This is a genomic window from Enterobacter cloacae complex sp. 2022EL-00981 (assembly GCF_028737495.1).
GTDB classification, from domain to species: Bacteria; Pseudomonadota; Gammaproteobacteria; order Enterobacterales; family Enterobacteriaceae; genus Enterobacter; species Enterobacter cloacae.
This window is the reverse complement of sequence record NZ_JAQZRK010000016.1, coordinates 87666-103089: the sequence shown is the minus strand read 5'-3', so window position 1 is coordinate 103089 and position 15424 is coordinate 87666. Positions and strand designations below refer to the sequence as shown.

18 protein-coding genes, 2 tRNA genes and 2 other RNA genes are annotated in these 15424 nt (G+C 51.1%); 11 read left to right on the top strand and 11 right to left on the bottom strand.

Annotated elements, in window-relative coordinates; translation table 11 throughout:
• Window positions 1–273 precede the first annotated feature (273 nt).
• Complete coding sequence (locus PUZ33_RS15105; protein WP_038419085.1) at window positions 274–1779, top strand: alanine/glycine:cation symporter family protein; 1506 nt, start codon at window positions 274–276, stop codon at window positions 1777–1779.
• A 167-nt stretch (window positions 1780–1946) separates the two neighbouring features.
• On the opposite strand, the gene PUZ33_RS15100 is transcribed toward PUZ33_RS15105, so the two are convergent.
• From PUZ33_RS15100 to PUZ33_RS15085, 4 genes are all read right to left on the bottom strand, one after another.
• A non-coding RNA gene (locus PUZ33_RS15100) (RtT sRNA) lies at window positions 1947–2084 on the bottom strand.
• Window positions 2085–2128: 44 nt separating this feature from the next.
• A tRNA-Ser gene (locus PUZ33_RS15095) sits at window positions 2129–2216 on the bottom strand.
• A 137-nt stretch (window positions 2217–2353) separates the two neighbouring features.
• On the bottom strand, window positions 2354–3031 hold the full coding sequence (locus PUZ33_RS15090) for an isochorismatase family protein (RefSeq protein WP_020689641.1): 678 nt from the start codon (window positions 3029–3031) through the stop codon (window positions 2354–2356).
• Window positions 3032–3051: 20 nt separating this feature from the next.
• Complete coding sequence (locus PUZ33_RS15085; protein WP_058681260.1) at window positions 3052–3912, bottom strand: pirin family protein; 861 nt, start codon at window positions 3910–3912, stop codon at window positions 3052–3054.
• Window positions 3913–4021: 109 nt separating this feature from the next.
• On the opposite strand from PUZ33_RS15085, the gene PUZ33_RS15080 reads away from it, so the two are divergent.
• Window positions 4022–4927: a LysR family transcriptional regulator gene (locus tag PUZ33_RS15080; RefSeq protein WP_020689639.1), complete on the top strand. Its 906-nt coding sequence runs from the start codon at window positions 4022–4024 to the stop codon at window positions 4925–4927.
• 131 nt (window positions 4928–5058) lie between these two features.
• Here the strand turns inward: PUZ33_RS15080 and PUZ33_RS15075 are convergent.
• A non-coding RNA gene (locus PUZ33_RS15075) (RtT sRNA) lies at window positions 5059–5196 on the bottom strand.
• Window positions 5197–5241: 45 nt separating this feature from the next.
• Window positions 5242–5329, bottom strand: a tRNA-Ser gene (locus tag PUZ33_RS15070).
• Window positions 5330–5560: 231 nt separating this feature from the next.
• Here PUZ33_RS15070 and ghrA point away from each other — a divergent pair.
• From ghrA to PUZ33_RS15050, 4 genes are all read left to right on the top strand, one after another.
• The gene (gene ghrA / locus PUZ33_RS15065) at window positions 5561–6499 is read left to right on the top strand and encodes a glyoxylate/hydroxypyruvate reductase GhrA (protein ID WP_058681259.1); all 939 of its coding nucleotides are present in this window, start codon (window positions 5561–5563) and stop codon (window positions 6497–6499) included.
• Between the two features lie 84 nt (window positions 6500–6583).
• A complete protein-coding gene (locus PUZ33_RS15060; protein WP_023622347.1) occupies window positions 6584–7321 on the top strand; it encodes a phosphatase in 738 nt (245 codons plus the stop codon).
• A gap of 20 nt (window positions 7322–7341) precedes the next feature.
• Window positions 7342–7896: a TorD/DmsD family molecular chaperone gene (locus PUZ33_RS15055; protein ID WP_013097176.1), complete on the top strand. Its 555-nt coding sequence runs from the start codon at window positions 7342–7344 to the stop codon at window positions 7894–7896.
• A 96-nt stretch (window positions 7897–7992) separates the two neighbouring features.
• Window positions 7993–8475: a DUF1097 domain-containing protein gene (locus PUZ33_RS15050; protein WP_274205344.1), complete on the top strand. Its 483-nt coding sequence runs from the start codon at window positions 7993–7995 to the stop codon at window positions 8473–8475.
• Window positions 8476–8519: 44 nt separating this feature from the next.
• Here PUZ33_RS15050 and csgG read toward each other — a convergent pair whose 3' ends face one another.
• Genes csgG through csgD form a run of 4 tightly spaced genes read right to left on the bottom strand, consistent with a single transcriptional unit; the run spans window position 8520 to window position 10861 of the window.
• Window positions 8520–9353 carry a curli production assembly/transport protein CsgG gene (csgG, locus tag PUZ33_RS15045; RefSeq protein WP_028027948.1) on the bottom strand — a complete coding sequence of 278 codons (834 nt, stop codon included), beginning with the start codon at window positions 9351–9353 and terminating at the stop codon, window positions 8520–8522.
• A 26-nt stretch (window positions 9354–9379) separates the two neighbouring features.
• A complete protein-coding gene (csgF, locus tag PUZ33_RS15040; protein ID WP_013097173.1) occupies window positions 9380–9793 on the bottom strand; it encodes a curli production assembly/transport protein CsgF in 414 nt (137 codons plus the stop codon).
• A 23-nt stretch (window positions 9794–9816) separates the two neighbouring features.
• A complete protein-coding gene (gene csgE / locus PUZ33_RS15035; RefSeq protein ID WP_023620196.1) occupies window positions 9817–10206 on the bottom strand; it encodes a curli production assembly/transport protein CsgE in 390 nt (129 codons plus the stop codon).
• Between the two features lie 4 nt (window positions 10207–10210).
• Entirely contained in the window at window positions 10211–10861 is a 651-nt protein-coding gene (gene csgD, locus PUZ33_RS15030; protein WP_058680550.1) for a biofilm master transcriptional regulator CsgD, read from the bottom strand.
• A gap of 743 nt (window positions 10862–11604) precedes the next feature.
• On the opposite strand from csgD, the gene csgB reads away from it, so the two are divergent.
• From csgB to ymdB, 5 genes are all read left to right on the top strand, one after another.
• Window positions 11605–12060 carry a curli minor subunit CsgB gene (gene csgB, locus PUZ33_RS15025; protein ID WP_058680549.1) on the top strand — a complete coding sequence of 152 codons (456 nt, stop codon included), beginning with the start codon at window positions 11605–11607 and terminating at the stop codon, window positions 12058–12060.
• A 41-nt stretch (window positions 12061–12101) separates the two neighbouring features.
• Window positions 12102–12563 carry a curli major subunit CsgA gene (gene csgA / locus PUZ33_RS15020; RefSeq protein ID WP_023620194.1) on the top strand — a complete coding sequence of 154 codons (462 nt, stop codon included), beginning with the start codon at window positions 12102–12104 and terminating at the stop codon, window positions 12561–12563.
• A gap of 61 nt (window positions 12564–12624) precedes the next feature.
• Entirely contained in the window at window positions 12625–12957 is a 333-nt protein-coding gene (csgC, locus tag PUZ33_RS15015) for a curli assembly chaperone CsgC (RefSeq protein ID WP_023620193.1), read from the top strand.
• 161 nt (window positions 12958–13118) lie between these two features.
• Entirely contained in the window at window positions 13119–13439 is a 321-nt protein-coding gene (locus tag PUZ33_RS15010) for a type 1 fimbrial protein (protein WP_038985522.1), read from the top strand.
• A gap of 105 nt (window positions 13440–13544) precedes the next feature.
• Window positions 13545–14087: an O-acetyl-ADP-ribose deacetylase gene (gene ymdB, locus PUZ33_RS15005; protein ID WP_023620191.1), complete on the top strand. Its 543-nt coding sequence runs from the start codon at window positions 13545–13547 to the stop codon at window positions 14085–14087.
• Between the two features lie 34 nt (window positions 14088–14121).
• Here the strand turns inward: ymdB and mdoC are convergent, their stop codons facing one another.
• Complete coding sequence (mdoC, locus tag PUZ33_RS15000; protein ID WP_058680548.1) at window positions 14122–15261, bottom strand: glucans biosynthesis protein MdoC; 1140 nt, start codon at window positions 15259–15261, stop codon at window positions 14122–14124.
• Between the last annotated feature and the right edge of the window lie 163 nt (window positions 15262–15424).

Below are 15424 nucleotides of genomic sequence, written 5' to 3'. Positions count from 1 at the left end.
CGGTTATTCATTTTTGACGCTGGTTTTTTTATCACGCTCAGCGAAATGTGATGTGTATTTATAATATCCACAAAGTACCCATGAATATCATGATCGCGCTAATTGTTCGCTCAAATTTAAACGTGAATGTTGTCACATAATGTTACTAAGATGTGAAAATTAAGTTGGTGTATTGTGTCTAATTCTCTATGTTTCGTACTGATTCAAACAACATTCTAACAAGAAAATCCCATGGGGAACCGTTTCCCTGGAACATCACGTTGAGGGTCATACATGAACGAACTGGTTGGTGCAATTAACGGTGTTATCTGGAGCCCGGCGTTAATATTTTTATGTCTGGGTGTCGGCCTCTATTTCTCATTACGTAGTCGTTTTTTGCAGTTACGTCATATAAAACATATGATTACCTTGATGTTCCAGGGGCGTCCTACCGATGCTGGCGTATCGTCGTTCCAGGCACTGACGATGACGCTGGCAGGGCGTGTAGGGACCGGGAACATTGCTGGCGTCGCCACCGCTATTACCTTCGGTGGACCGGGCGCACTTTTCTGGATGTGGATTGTGGCGTTTTTGGGGGCCAGCTCTGCGTTTGTGGAATCTACGTTGGGCCAGGTTTATAAAGAAAAAATCAACGGTGAATATCGTGGCGGTCCTGCCTTTTATATTGAAAAAGGATTAGGCGTTAAATGGTATGCATGGTTATTTGCCGTCGTCACCATTTTCTCCTGCGGTTTATTACTGCCAGGGGTACAAGCAAACTCGATTGGTGCCAGCCTGGATATTGCATTTGGGCTTGATCCAAATGTCACGGCAGCATTACTTGCCGTACTGTTAAGTTTTATTATTTTCGGTGGTGTGAAAAGGATCGCCAGTTTTAGCAGTATGGTCGTTCCGTTTATGGCGCTCGGCTATATTATTGTGGCTTGCGTTATTATCGCCATTAATATTACCGAGCTTCCTGGTGTGATTCTGTTGATCTGGAAAAGCGCTTTTGGTCTGGAAGCTGGTTTTGGTGCCATTCTTGGTCAGGCTATCATGTGGGGCGTTAAGCGCGGGGTCTATTCCAATGAGGCGGCGCAAGGTACCGGGCCGCATGCGTCATCTGCGGCGGCAGTGAGCCATCCGGTGAAGCAGGGGCTGGTTCAGGCTTTCTCGGTCTATATCGACACGCTGTTTGTCTGCTCGGCGACCGGGTTTATGCTGTTGATCACCGGTCTGTATAACGTGCAGGGCATTGACGGTGCTGCACTCTACACCGGTATTTCCGGCGTGGCAGCAGGGCCTGGCTATGTGCAGACGGCAATGGAAAGTATGATGCCAGGCTTTGGTAATTACTTTGTTGCTGTTGCGCTGTTCTTCTTTGCCTTCACGACCATTATTGCTTACTACTATATTGCTGAAACTAATATCGCCTTCATCAACCGTAAAATTCACCGTCCATGGCTGACATTCGTGCTCAAATTATGCCTGATGGCTTCAACGGTATATGGCACAGTTCGTACGGCGGATCTGGCATGGGGGCTGGGGGATATTGGGGTAGGGCTGATGGCATGGCTTAACATTATTGCCATTGTGCTTTTACATAAAAAAGCGTTTGCCAGCCTTAAGGATTATGAAATTCAGAATGCGCAGGGGGTGGATCCGCACTTTGACCCGATTCGACTGGGGATTAAAAATGCGGACTACTGGCTGGAAGAGCGTAAAGATGAACCTGCTGCGAATCCAGAACAGACGACTTCTGTCGTGAGAGAGCAGAACGCAGGGAAACTGAACAATTAATCGTGGTAGCCCGTATTGCTATACGGGCTCAGACAGCTGGCAATGTGCGCTTTGTGGGTTTCGCCCGGCGGCGCTACGCTTGCACGGGCCTACGAGGCTTGTCGGCGGGATAAGGCGACTATAAAAGAAAAAAGCCCGTACTTTCGTACGAGCTTTTGTCTTGAATATGGCGGTGAGGGGGGGATTGACTCGCTTCGCTCGCCCTTCGGGCAGCCTGTTCGCTGCGCTCGCAGTCTGTCCAACTGGCTGTCGCCAGTTGTCGAACCCCGGTCGGAGGTTCTCATCCCCCCCTTTCGGAGACTATAAAAGGAAAAAGCCCGTACTTTCGTACGAGCTCTTGTCTTGAATATGGCGGTGAGGGGGGGATTCGAACCCCCGATACGTTGCCGTATACACACTTTCCAGGCGTGCTCCTTCAGCCACTCGGACACCTCACCATATTGTTTTGCTGCCTGACCGCTTGGGGGGCAACGGGGCGCTACTATAGGGAGTTGCGCTAAAACGGTCAAGCAGATTTTCAGCTTTAGTGCGTGTTCGGTTAAGCCTTAATCAGCTTTGGTCACAGCACGCGCGCTTAACGCTGTGAATCGAGCGCTTCGCTGTTTTTCACCACTTCCTGCGCCTTACCGTAGCTCTCGATCAGCAGCTGGTACGCCGGGAAAATGTGCGTGTAGACTTCTGCCCACTCGGCCGCATCTTCACGGTTCCATGTCCGCTGGATCTCAGAGGCAACGGCAGCCGTATCCATTGGCACTACGCCCGCCTGCACCACACGGGCCAGGGTGATCTCCTGCGCCATTTTGCTGTAAGTACCGGACGCATCAATCACCGCAAAGACTTTATAGCCATCCGCTACTGCGCTAATCGACGGAAACGCCATGCAGACGCTGGTGATGGTACCGGCGATAATCAACGTCTTACGTCCGGTGGCTTTAACCGCAGCCACAAATTCCGGGTTATCCCAGGCGTTGATCTCCCCTTTACGTGCCACATACTGTGCATGCGGCGCGTTGGCATGAATTTCCGGGATGAGCGGACCGTTCGGGCCCTGCGGGACGGAAGCGGTGGTGATCACCGGGATGTTCGCAAGCGTCGCGATTTTCGCCAGAGCCGCCGCACGGGCACGCAGCTCTGGCATCGGCATATCGCCGACGGTCTGGAACAGGCCACTCTGGTGGTCGATAAGCAACATCACCGCATCGTTCACATCAATGACCGGACGTGCTCCATTAAAGTTGGCAGGTGTAGACATGTTCATCTCCTTTATTACGGTTAGATCTGGCCGAAACGGCCGGAGTTGAAATCACGAATGGCTTCATTGATTTCGGTTTTACTGTTCATCACGAACGGGCCGTAGCCCTCAATCGGTTCATTCAGCGGCGCACCGGCCATCAGCAGTACTTTGGCATCGCTGCTGGCTTCCAGGTGTAACCTGTCACCTTCCTGACTCATGACCACCAGCTGTGCTTCTCCCGCGTGAGCCGTACCGTTCACCGTGACATGGCCTTCCAGCACCACCAGCGCCGTGCTCCAGCCCTCTGGCTGACTGAGTGTGACGTGGCTGCCCTGGTTGAGGGCAATGTCCCACACGTTCAGCGGCGAGAAGGTATGCGCCGGGCCGCTAACATCGTCGTAGTGACCAGCGATAACCCGCAGCGAGCCGCTGTTGTCGGGCAGCGTCACCACCGGGATATCGGCTTTGGTAATGCTCTGATAGCCCGGCGTGGCCATTTTGTCTTTCGCCGGCAGGTTGACCCAAAGCTGCATCATCTTGAGTTCTCCGCCTTTGTGCGCGAACGCGCTGGAGTGGAACTCTTCATGCAGAATGCCTGCACCGGCTGTCATCCACTGCACGTCGCCTGGACCAATGACGCCGCCTCTGCCGGTGGAGTCGCGATGCTCCACTTCGCCGGAATAGACGATGGTGACCGTTTCAAAACCACGATGCGGATGCTCGCCCACCCCGCGTTTTGTGCCGTCCGCCGGGAAGGTATGCGGGCCTGCGTAGTCCAGCAGTAAGAACGGGCTCAGCGACTCGCCGTGTGTCTGATAAGAAAACATCGAACGCACCGGGAAACCATTGCCAACCCAGTGTTGACGGGGTGCGGTATAGACGCCTGTTACGTTTTTCATGATGAACTCCTGATGTTCTGTTGATGTAATTAGCTTATATTCAGAGTTAATGTTCCGGTAGAGAGTGAAAATGGCATTCACTGTTCTGAAAATAGAACGATGAGGATTTATGCAGGATCTCAATGACTTTGTGTGGTTTGTGAAAGTGGTCGACTACGGTGGTTTTGCTGCAGCAGGGCGGGCACTCGATCTGCCTAAGTCCAGGCTGAGCCGCCGTATTGCGCAGCTTGAAGAGCGGCTCGGCGTGCGGTTAATTCAACGTACAACGCGACAATTTACGGTAACGGAGGTCGGGCAGACGTTCTATCAACACTGCAAAGCCATGATGGTTGAAGCGGAAGCGGCGGAAGAAGCCGTGGCCGCGCTGCAGGCGGAACCGCGCGGTATCGTCAGGCTCACCTGTCCTGTCACGTTGTTGCATGTGCATGTCGGCCCGATGCTGGCGCGCTTTATGGTGCGCTATCCCGGGATCAACCTTCAGCTGGAAGCAACGAACCGGCGGGTTGATCTGGTGGGGGAAGGTGTGGATGTGGCGATCCGCGTGCGTCCCCGTCCGTTTGATGACAGCGATTTGGTATTACGGGTGCTTGCCGACCGGGGACATTGCCTGGTCGCGGGCCCGGCCTTGATTGAACGCCTGGGAAAACCGTCGATGCCGTCAGAACTCAGCGCCTGGCCCGGGTTGAGTATGGGCGAGGGCAAGCATATCCATAAATGGGAATTATGCGGCCCGGAAGGCGCGAAAGCAGAAATCCATTTTACCCCGCGCCTGATTACCACCGACATGCTGGCGCTGCGTGAAGCGGCCATGGCGGGCATCGGTGTGGTGCAACTGCCGATATTGATGGTGAAAGATCAGCTGGCATCAGGAGAGCTGATTCGGGTGCTGGAGGCGTGGGAGCCAAAAAGAGAAGTGATTCATGCGGTTTATCCATCAAGACGCGGATTACTGCCGTCCGTCAGGGCGCTGGTGGATTTTCTTACAGAAGAGTATGCACGGATGGTTGAAGAGTAGTTTTTTGTAGGTCGGGTAAGCGCAGCGCCACCCGACATAGAGAACGCAGGGGGCTCAAGGTTCTCATCCCCCTTTTCGGAGACTATAAAAGAAAAAAGCCCGTACTTTCGTACGAGCTCTTGTCTTGAATATGGCGGTGAGGGGGGGATTGACTCGCTTCGCTCGCCCTTCGGGCAGCCTGTTCGCTGCGCTCGCAGTCTGTCCAACTGGCTGTCGCCAGTTGTCGAACCCCGGTCGGGGATTCTCTTCCCCCCCTTTTCGGAGATTATAAAAGAAAAAAGCCCGTACTTTCGTACGAGCTCTTGTCTTGAATATGGCGGTGAGGGGGGGATTCGAACCCCCGATACGTTGCCGTATACACACTTTCCAGGCGTGCTCCTTCAGCCACTCGGACACCTCACCATATTGTCATCCCGTTGTTGTCGGGACGGGCGCTAATGTAAGGAAAAGCCGAACAGCCGTCAACACACTTTTTCAGTAAATTAGCGCATTTAGACAAACTTCAAACAACATGTTTCTTAAATGTGCTGAAAGCGCCTTTTTTATCGGCAACGCGGTCCGGCGATAAATTTGTTATGCTGGCAATCCAGTTGAAAATGAAAATAAAACAGCGCAAAAAAGGCAGGAATGAGTATGGATATTATCTTCTATCACCCCACTTTTGATACGGCTTACTGGATTAAGGCACTTTCGGCAGCGTTACCGGGGGCGCGCGTGCGTGAATGGAAGCGCGGTGATAACGAACATGCAGACTACGCGCTGGTGTGGCATCCCCCGGTCGAGATGCTCCAGGGGCGCAAGCTGAAGGCCGTTTTTGCCCTCGGCGCCGGTGTGGATTCCATTCTGAGCAAACTGAAAGCGCACCCTGAAATGCTGCCGGAGGAAATCCCCCTGTTCCGCCTGGAAGATACCGGCATGGGCCAGCAAATGCAGGAATATGCCGTGAGTCAGGTGCTGCACTGGTTCCGACGTTTTGACGATTATCAGGCCTTAAAACTGCAATCCCGCTGGGAGCCGCTGCCTGAGTATCAGCGTGAAGATTTTACCATCGGTATTCTCGGGGCGGGCGTGCTCGGCTCAAAAGTGGCCGAAGCGCTGGCACCGTGGGGCTTCCCGCTGCGCTGCTGGAGCCGCAGCCGCAAGAACTATCCTGGCGTTGAGAGTTTTGCCGGAACAGATGAACTCCCGGCGTTTCTGAAGGGGACGCGCGTACTGATCAATCTGCTGCCGAATACGGCGGAAACGGTCGGCATTATTAATAGCGCGCTTATGAATCAGCTGGCGGATCAGAGTTACGTGATGAATCTGGCGCGCGGGGTTCATCTGGTGGAAGCCGATCTCCTAAAAGCCCTTGAGGGTGGCAAGGTGAAAGGCGCGATGCTGGATGTGTACAGCCGCGAGCCGTTGCCGGCAGAGAGCCCGCTGTGGGCACATCCGCGCGTGGCGATGACCCCACATGTCGCCGCCGTGACGCGTCCGGCAGAGGCGGTGGCCTATATTACGCACACCATCAGTGAGATAGAGCAGGGCAACGCGGTGACCGGGCAGGTCGACAGAACGCGCGGCTACTGAGTGAAACCCGGCGTTAGCCGGGTTTTTGCTAATAATCGCAGCAGATAACTGCTATCCTTTGGAAAAACCGCAGAGGAGAGAGAGATGTATCCCGTTGACCTGCATATGCACACCGTCGCCAGCACCCACGCGTATAGCAACCTCCATGATTACATTGCACAAGCGAAGCTCAAGGGCATCAGGCTTTTTGCGATCACCGATCATGGCCCGGATATGGCGGATGCGCCGCACTACTGGCATTTTGTGAATATGCGGATCTGGCCACGCCTGGTGGACGGTATTGGGATACTGCGTGGCATTGAGGCGAACATTAAAAATACCGACGGTGAGATCGACTGCACCGGCCCGATGCTGACATCTCTTGACCTTATTCTCGCCGGTTTCCATGAACCTGTCTTTGCGCCTCAGGATAAAGAAACCAACACCGCGGCGATGATTGCCACCATTGCCAGCGGCAACGTGCATATTATTAGCCACCCTGGCAACCCGAAGTACCCAATTGATATTCAGGCTGTCGCGCAGGCGGCAGCGAAGCATCGCGTGGCGCTGGAGATTAACAACTCCTCCTTCGTGCACTCGCGTAAGGGCAGTGAAGCGAACTGCCGCGAAGTGGCGGCCGCAGTGCGTGATGCCGGCGGCATGGTGGCGCTGGGTTCAGATTCCCATACTGCGTTCACACTGGGTGATTTCAGCGAGTGCCTGAAAGTGCTGAATGATGTTAACTTCCCGGAAGCGCAAATCCTGAACGTGACCCCTCGTCGCATGCTCGATTTCCTTGAGTCGCGCGGAATGGAACCGATTGCCGAATTTGCCGATCTTTAATTGTGTAATGGAATAAAAAAATGAATGAGTTTTCCATCCTTTGCCGCGTGCTGGGTACGCTGTACTACCGCCAGCCTCAAGACCCGCTGCTGGTCCCGCTCTTTACATTAATTCGTGAAGGGAAACTGGCGCAGAACTGGCCGCTGGAACAGGATGATTTACTGGAGCGACTGCAGAAAAGCTGCGACATGCAGCAAATCTCCACAGATTACAACGCGCTGTTTGTGGGGGAAGAGTGCCGTGTTTCACCTTACCGCTCTGCCTGGCAGGAAGGGGCAACGGAAGCGGAAGTGCGCGCTTTTCTTTCAGAGCGCGGCATGCCGCTGACCGACACGCCTGCCGATCATATCGGTACGCTGCTGCTGGCCGCATCCTGGATTGAGGACCACGCCGGTGACGATGAGAACGAAGCCATCGAAACCTTGTTCGAAATGTACCTGCTGCCGTGGGTCGGGACATTCCTTGGGAAAGTTGAAGCGCATGCCACCTCGCCATTCTGGAGAACGCTGGCTCCCCTGACGCGTGACGCCATCGCTGCAATGTGGGATGAGCTGGAAGAAGAGAATGAAGAGTGATCATGATCACATTAGTTCTGCAACGCAACGCATTATCTTGCATATAATGTGCTTCTGATCTCATTTTCATGGCGCGCTTCTGCTAAGATGCGCGCCATGAACATATTACTTTGTATCGCACTCACAACAGGTATCCTCTCCGGACTTTGGGGATGGGTGGCCGTCTCTCTCGGACTGCTCAGCTGGGCTGGATTTCTCGGCTGCACGGCCTACTTCGCCTGCCCGCAGGGTGGGATCAAAGGGCTTTTTATCTCTGGCTGCACGCTGATGAGCGGCGTTATCTGGGCGCTGGTTATCATGAAGGGCAGTGCGCTCGCTCCGCATCTGGAGATCCTCGGCTATATCATGACGGGCGTGGTCGCCTTTTTGATGTGCGTTCAGGCAAAGCATCTGTTGCTGTCGTTTGTACCCGGCACCTTTATGGGGGCGTGTGCCACCTTTGCGGGGCAGGGTGACTGGAAGATGGTGGTCCCCTCGCTGGCGCTGGGGTTGCTGTTTGGCTATGCCATGAAGAACAGTGGTCTGTGGCTGGCGGCACGACGAGAAAAAGCGCAAAACGTGCCAGCGGTGAGTGAATAAAAAAAGGCGAGATAACTATCTCGCCTTTTTTTATGCGCGTCCTGTCAGGATTCCGGAGGAACCGACATATCGCGGTATTTCACCAGTACCGGGTTTTGCACGTCTGCTTTGTTTTGCAGATCCCACAGCCCGCGGTCGATACCATCATTTATCAGGAAGATAACTCCGGTTTCAATGGCTGACATCAGGCACATCATCACCGGCTCGTTAGAGGTATAACCGATTTCACCCTCCAGCAGACGCTGATAGTCAATGAAGCGGAACACCCCGGCCTGCACTTCATAAGAAAGTATGGTTTTGCTGGTGGTTACCGAAGAGAGCACTTCCCCGGTACTGACGTTAACGACACGCAGGTTAACGGCAATTTGGTCGAGCTGATATTGCGTATCTGCACCGATACCAAAATAACGTGCGCCAGCACCGCCAGATTTCACGTTACTTTCGTAACCGATAATCGACCCTTCAATCATAACGTTCGCCGCAGCCAGAGATTGCAGCGGCATGCGGTTATTATCTGCAACGGTACCATTCTCCTGCGCCGCACGAATAATTTTTCGTTCATTTAACAGGTTTTGCAGCCCCTGACGTTCCAGTGGAATAAACCAGCGCGAATCTTTCAGCGCGGTCACCAGCATGGCGGTGGCGCTTTGCGGTACGGCCGTAGAGAAGTTACTTGCCGGGTAAGGTTTAAATTGCCCGGTTTCATCCTGAATGTTGTAGACGGAGACAAATATTTTACCTGTCGGGGCAGGCAAATGGGTTAAATCACGATAACTTTGAGCCCGAGGCATTAATGTCGGTTTTGCAGCTTCTTTAGGTGGAGCAGTTAAACAACCGCTCAATAAGCACACTGCAACAAGTATCAGGAAGCGCTGCATGATCGTTGTCCTTATTTTGGGGTTGTTCAAAAGTCAGTCGAGTTATTTTGTAAACCGGAAACCTGAATGGTTGAGGTTTTTCCGGTTTTACGATCGGTAACGTTCAACTGGAGCTGCCCGTCCCTGTTGGCGATATCGACAATGAAGTCATTGGTCACCATGCGGCCGGGTTTGCCGGTGTTGATATTGGTCAGCAAACCGCCCAGAATTTGCGACTGGATCGCCTGGGTGAAGTTGTCCAGTGCAGATGGCGTATCCACGCTAAAATCCTTGAAGCTGGGATCTTTATAAGAATTTTGCGCCTGGGCTTCATTCAACATGAACGCCCCATTATTCGGGTTACCACCAAAGTTGGGATTACGGAACTGGAATGTCATATTCCCGGCCCAGCTTAATGGGGTGATGAGCATTATCGAAACAACTGCATATGCAATACGCATGACAGCCTCCGGATATAGGTTCGCTAGAACTCGTCTTTTGCTAAATCTCTTGTGCTTAATAGCGCTTTGTCTATTTGCATGCGATTAATAGCGTCTTCTGATTGCGCCAGCGCCAAGGCTACGTTTTTATCGAAGTCTATTTTGGTGGGAAATAAAAATGTTTGATAAATAACGAACTGATTAGCCGTTATTGTTATCCAACTTCCCCATCGTGCACTGGGCCGCTCGTTGATTGTTATATTTCCAGGATACGTACTGTCCCATTTATCACTGAAGGCACGATAAAAATTGTGTCCGACAGAAGAGACAGTATGGTCCGTTAACAATCCGGGAACTTCGACCTCGACGGCCTTCAGGTTCCCGGCAGCGAGCAGAAAGCCCGCTGCGGCAATCCAACTCATGGTGCGTTTCATGTGATTAACGCCTGAGGTTATCGTTTGCCCATGAAACCGCCTGAGTTCGGTTTTTAACAGCTATCTTCTTGAAAAGATTATAAAGGTGCGTCTTTACCGTATTTTCGCTGATAAATAACGAACGGGCGATTTCAATATTTGAAGCACCAATGCGCAATTTGTTCAGGATCTCTTTCTCGCGGTGCGTTAGCAGTGCTGACTCTGAACTGTTGTAGCGGTAATTTCCGGAGTGCGTGATAAGGTAGCTGGCCAGCTTTTGCGAAAAATAACACTCTCCTCGCAAGATACCTTGCAGGCCTTCTACCACCCGATTCTCTTCTTCAGTGACGTAGAACACGCCATTGATTTGCGGCCAACTTTCAATGTCCCGGAAAGGATACTCGTCAGGCGTATTCAATAATAACACGCGGATGTTATTGTTTTTCCTGCTCAAAGTATCTTGCCAGTAATGGATGAGCTTTTTATCCGCTTCCATCATATCGAAAAGAATAATGCAGCCAGGTGCAATATCATCGAAAGAACGTTGAATATTATGCAATTTCCCGTTCAGTGATAAAGATTGCTTTAAATGTTGTAATAAAGCGGTCGCCTGCAAAGAAGGTTTTGTGATCAACAGTAATGTATGACCATGTAAACTATGGACTTCATTATACATGATGAAACCCCACTTTTTATGACACCTGGCAGTTGTCCTCCTGCGAAAAGAGGACACCAGAAGTACTGACAGATGTTGCGCTGCTGTGTGTAGAATCAAACCATAACCTCCACAGGGGAGGAAAATATAAAACGAATTTCGTACTTCTAATTTCAATCTAGCTTTTACGAAGTTTAAAGCAAGTGTTAAACGTGTAACAAAATGTAAAAATAAATATTAATTTATGAATGCGTACCTTCTTGAAAGCCTTTAATTGATGAAAAAGTTGTACAGCTAAATAATGCTGCACAGATTTTAAAAATCATACAAATATTAGTATGTGACTGATTTTAATGTTTTTATGCTATTCTTTTTCAGAAATTTTAAAGTATGAGTTTCAAAAAAAATCTAACCTACGGAATGCATGCCGCTTCGCCTTAAGAAATCGCGTCCTGTGTCACACGTTAACGTTAATGTCATCCTGTCGTTACGTTTAACCCTTCCTCTCTCGCGTCGGAACAGCCGCTGCGATGTTTCACCCATTTGCGAGGGATAAGGCTTTATAAAAATTAAATGGCTTCGCTTATCGCTATTTTTGTTCAGGGATTACTACTTTGAGGTGACCTGAAAAATAAAAATAAGCCGCGCGGGTGAGATATTTAACGTGTTTTGGCAGACATACTCTTCACCGTAACGACGCGTTAACAAAATATGCGTTGTTCTAACCTGAAGTCTTTTAAAACAGCCAGGTCCAGGGTGGCAACATGAAAAACACATCGTTATTTATGATGTTTACATTACTGGGAGCGCCTGGGGTTGTCACCGCGGCGAATTCAGATTTGGCTACCTCTGAATATAACTTTGCGGTAAATGAATTAAGCCGTACATCATTAAATCAGGCAGCCATTATTGGTCAACAGGGTGTACTTAATGACGCTCAGGTGCGCCAGGACGGTTCAAAATTATTGTCCATCGTTTCCCAGGATGGGTCAGGTAACAGGGCGCGGGTTGAACAATCAGGGACTTATAATATTGCGTATATTGCTCAGAGCGGCTTTGCGAATGATGCAGATATTACGCAGGACGGATTTGGTAATAGTGCGAAAATTATCCAGAAAGGGTCGGGTAATAGGGCAAGCATCACGCAGTACGGTACACAGAAAAACGCAGTTGTAGTGCAAAAACAGTCGCAAATGGCAATTCGCGTTATTCAACGTTAGTTATTCGCGGCGACTTTAATCAATCCGATGGGGGTTTTACCATGAAATTTATCAAAGTGGCAGCTCTTGCAGCAATCGTCGTTTCTGGTAGTGCTATGGCCGGTCTCATTGATCAAGGTGGCTGGGGCCATGGACACGGTCATGGCCATGGTCAAGGCGGTAATGGCCCAAATTCAACCCTGAATATTTACCAGAACGGTGGCGGTAACTCAGCTGTCGCCTTGCAGACCAATGCCAGAGATTCAACGCTGTCTATTAGCCAGAGCGGTGGCGGTAATGGCGCAGATGTTGGACAAGGTTCTGACGACAGCACCATCTCTCTGACTCAGAATGGTTTTGCCAACAGCGCAACGCTTGATCAATGGAACAGTCACGACTCCACAATGAATGTGAGCCAGTACGGTGGATTTAACGGCGCAATGGTTGATCAGACTGCGTCTAATTCTACGGTCAATGTTACCCAGATTGGTTTTGGTAACCACGCTGCAGCTTATCAGTATTAATACTGAAATCTGTGCTACAAAAAAACAGGGCCTCAGCCCTGTTTTTTTTCGGGAGTGCATCATGAATACCTTAATTCTCCTTGCCGCGCTTTCCAGTCAAATAACGTTTAACACATCGCAGCAGGGCGATATGACCACCATTATTCCCCAGGTTACGCTGACAACGCCGTGTGATTGTCTGGTACAAATCGTGGCTGAACGGGAAGGGCAGAGTGGCCAAAGTACATCACGCCAGCAAAACAGGCTTTTTATCCCCGCTAATCAGACGATCGATTTAATGCGGCTGAGTTTAAATATTGGTACGGGGGATACGGTGAACATTATTGTCACCGTCTCTGATGGTAAATCGCTTCATTTATCACAGCAGTGGTCACCGCCGGAGAAGAGGCTTTAATCATTCATAAAATCAATGATTTGCCAATATGGCAGGCCTTCACCGTTGAGCTATGCTGATAACAGGAACTGAGCAACTAAGTTCCGGAACGTGAAACTACGTTTGCTTTAATGGAGCGCTTTTACCCCTCAAGGACGATTTTCATTGAGGAGTACATACACGTGACCAAATATATCGCTCAACTCGCTTCTGGTTTTAGTCTGCTCGTTTCTCTTTTTGTAACCCCGGTTTTTGCGGCGACGGTTGTTGAGGGTGGGGTCATTCATTTTCGCGGCGCGATTGTCGCCGACCCCTGTGAAGTGACTGCACAAACGCGGCAGTTTGCGTTGTCATGCCCGGAAAATAACCGGATTCATACGCGCATGGTCAGTTATGAAGATGCACTTAATGGCCATGTGACCGATACCAGCCTCGCCACCCTCAGCATGAAGTACCTCAATCCTGAAAAAACGCTCGCGGTGGTACAAATTCAGTACCGCTGATGTGTGCTCTTCCGCTTTACGGCGGAAGAGGTTTTTCCCGATAGTTTTTTCTCTCGGGTACCTCTGCGATACACTTAAGAAAATGGCGGGAAGCAGAGGGTATTTATGAAACCGCAAATTGACGTTATTCATGGCGATATTACGACGATGCACGTTGATGTGATCGTCAATGCAGCCAATCCGTCACTGATGGGCGGCGGTGGCGTGGATGGCGCTATCCACCGGGCTGCCGGACCGCAACTGCTGGAAGCCTGCAAGACTGTGCGTCAGCAACAGGGGGAGTGCCCACCGGGTCATGCCGTTATTACGCTTGCGGGCGATCTTCCCGCGAAAGCGGTGATTCATGCCGTGGGGCCAGTATGGCATGGCGGCGATCGGCACGAGGCGAGTATCCTCGAAGAGGCCTACCGAAACTGCCTGCGTCTGGCCGCTGATAATGGCTATAAAACCATGGCGTTTCCGGCCATCAGCACCGGAGTGTATGGCTATCCGAAAGCTGCCGCAGCGACGATTGCGGTAGACACCGTGTATCGTTACCTGTCGCTTAAACCGATGCCCGAAAAAGTGACATTTGTCTGTTTCGATGAGGAGACACTGCATCTTTATCAGCGGCTGTTGACCCAGCGCGGACAGGAATTAGAGACCTGAAACACACGCGGCGCACTGAGTGCGCCGTGTTTTTTTATGATGCTCTTACCTGCGGTTTCCCGGAGAAAAGGAAACGCAGAAGCGGTATCCGCAGGTGGATTTCGTAAAGCACGATGGCGATTCCAATCACAAAGACCAGCCCGGTAAAGAAGCCCAGCGTGTTGGAGGCGATATGCGGTGTGATATAGGCCCCGAAGAACAACGTCAGAGGGTGGTGCACCAGATAGATAAACAGCGAAGCATTGACGAAATAGGTGACGCGGCTGGACTTAAAATTAAGCAGCCGGTGGCCCAGCGCAAAGACCACATTCACCATCCACAGGCCCAGCAGCATGGTAATGACGCTCTCGGTTTCATACATCCACGCATCGCCGCTGCCGTAGCGCTGATTTAACAGATAGGCCGCAAACGCGATGGCGGCACCAAAAGCACACCACGGTGAGGGCGTCGTAAACAGCGACTTAAGCTTCGGATAAATAAAGGCCAGCGCCCCGATTAAAAAGAAGGGGATGTAGAACAGCGACTGCATCACCACAAAATTGAATAATCCGTCGCTCAGAATCGGCGGATAAACAATAAACAGCGTCCGTCGCACTGCCGCATAGGCGATGCCCAGCAGCAAAAAGAGCAGCGAAAGTTTTACCAGGGTGATACTGGCGAAAAAGGCGTTAGCTTTGTCGCTTAAATGGCGGCGAAAGCGGCTAAAAATCAACACGCTGACCGTGGTAAGGACCACCAGCACCAGCAGGAACCAGAGGTGGGACACCAGCTCCCAAACCAGGGTGTTGTATTTTTCGTACAGCGACAGATTAGGCCAGTTCTCCGCCTTACCCTTTACGTACTGCAACATGATGAACTGCGGCAGCGTCAGCAGAGGAATGGCGGTGAGCATCGGAATGCCGACGCGCTCCACGCGCACTTTCCACCAGCGCTTGATGGGGTAGCGCAGAAACAGCATATAAGAGAAATAACCTGAAATGACAAAAAACACCTGCATGCGGAAGGCGTGAATAAAGTCATTAAACAGCGTCAGCCACCAGGAGGGCATTTGACTATTAACATGCCAGGTGTGGCTGGAGTAAATCAGTGAAATGTGGAAGGGGATCCCCAATAGCATCAGCCATGCCCGGATCGAGTCGAGGAAGTATTCACGTTCTACAGGTGTTGTGCTCATATAACTTTGTGCATTCTCAGACTTTTCGCCTTATCCCTAAGACTCATAATGGTTACATTCGAAGCCAACCCTACACCAAGACCGACACCCTGTCTCCAGGATAAGCACGCAAAGTGAAAAGCGGGTTCTTTCATTTGCTTAATCCCTGAGCCAGCGAGCTGAA

Excerpts from the sequence above, each read along its gene's own strand:
- PUZ33_RS15105 (WP_038419085.1), top strand. The coding sequence starts at position 274 with ATGAACGAACTGGTTGGTGCAATTAACGGTGTTATCTGGAGCCCGGCG.
- PUZ33_RS15090 (WP_020689641.1), bottom strand. The coding sequence starts at position 3,031 with ATGTCTACACCTGCCAACTTTAATGGAGCACGTCCGGTCATTGATGTG.
- PUZ33_RS15085 (WP_058681260.1), bottom strand. The coding sequence starts at position 3,912 with ATGAAAAACGTAACAGGCGTCTATACCGCACCCCGTCAACACTGGGTT.
- PUZ33_RS15080 (WP_020689639.1), top strand. The coding sequence starts at position 4,022 with ATGCAGGATCTCAATGACTTTGTGTGGTTTGTGAAAGTGGTCGACTAC.
- ghrA (WP_058681259.1), top strand. The coding sequence starts at position 5,561 with ATGGATATTATCTTCTATCACCCCACTTTTGATACGGCTTACTGGATT.
- PUZ33_RS15060 (WP_023622347.1), top strand. The coding sequence starts at position 6,584 with ATGTATCCCGTTGACCTGCATATGCACACCGTCGCCAGCACCCACGCG.
- PUZ33_RS15055 (WP_013097176.1), top strand. The coding sequence starts at position 7,342 with ATGAATGAGTTTTCCATCCTTTGCCGCGTGCTGGGTACGCTGTACTAC.
- PUZ33_RS15050 (WP_274205344.1), top strand. The coding sequence starts at position 7,993 with ATGAACATATTACTTTGTATCGCACTCACAACAGGTATCCTCTCCGGA.
- csgG (WP_028027948.1), bottom strand. The coding sequence starts at position 9,353 with ATGCAGCGCTTCCTGATACTTGTTGCAGTGTGCTTATTGAGCGGTTGT.
- csgF (WP_013097173.1), bottom strand. The coding sequence starts at position 9,793 with ATGCGTATTGCATATGCAGTTGTTTCGATAATGCTCATCACCCCATTA.
- csgE (WP_023620196.1), bottom strand. The coding sequence starts at position 10,206 with ATGAAACGCACCATGAGTTGGATTGCCGCAGCGGGCTTTCTGCTCGCT.
- csgD (WP_058680550.1), bottom strand. The coding sequence starts at position 10,861 with ATGTATAATGAAGTCCATAGTTTACATGGTCATACATTACTGTTGATC.
- csgB (WP_058680549.1), top strand. The coding sequence starts at position 11,605 with ATGAAAAACACATCGTTATTTATGATGTTTACATTACTGGGAGCGCCT.
- csgA (WP_023620194.1), top strand. The coding sequence starts at position 12,102 with ATGAAATTTATCAAAGTGGCAGCTCTTGCAGCAATCGTCGTTTCTGGT.
- csgC (WP_023620193.1), top strand. The coding sequence starts at position 12,625 with ATGAATACCTTAATTCTCCTTGCCGCGCTTTCCAGTCAAATAACGTTT.
- ymdB (WP_023620191.1), top strand. The coding sequence starts at position 13,545 with ATGAAACCGCAAATTGACGTTATTCATGGCGATATTACGACGATGCAC.
- mdoC (WP_058680548.1), bottom strand. The coding sequence starts at position 15,261 with ATGAGCACAACACCTGTAGAACGTGAATACTTCCTCGACTCGATCCGG.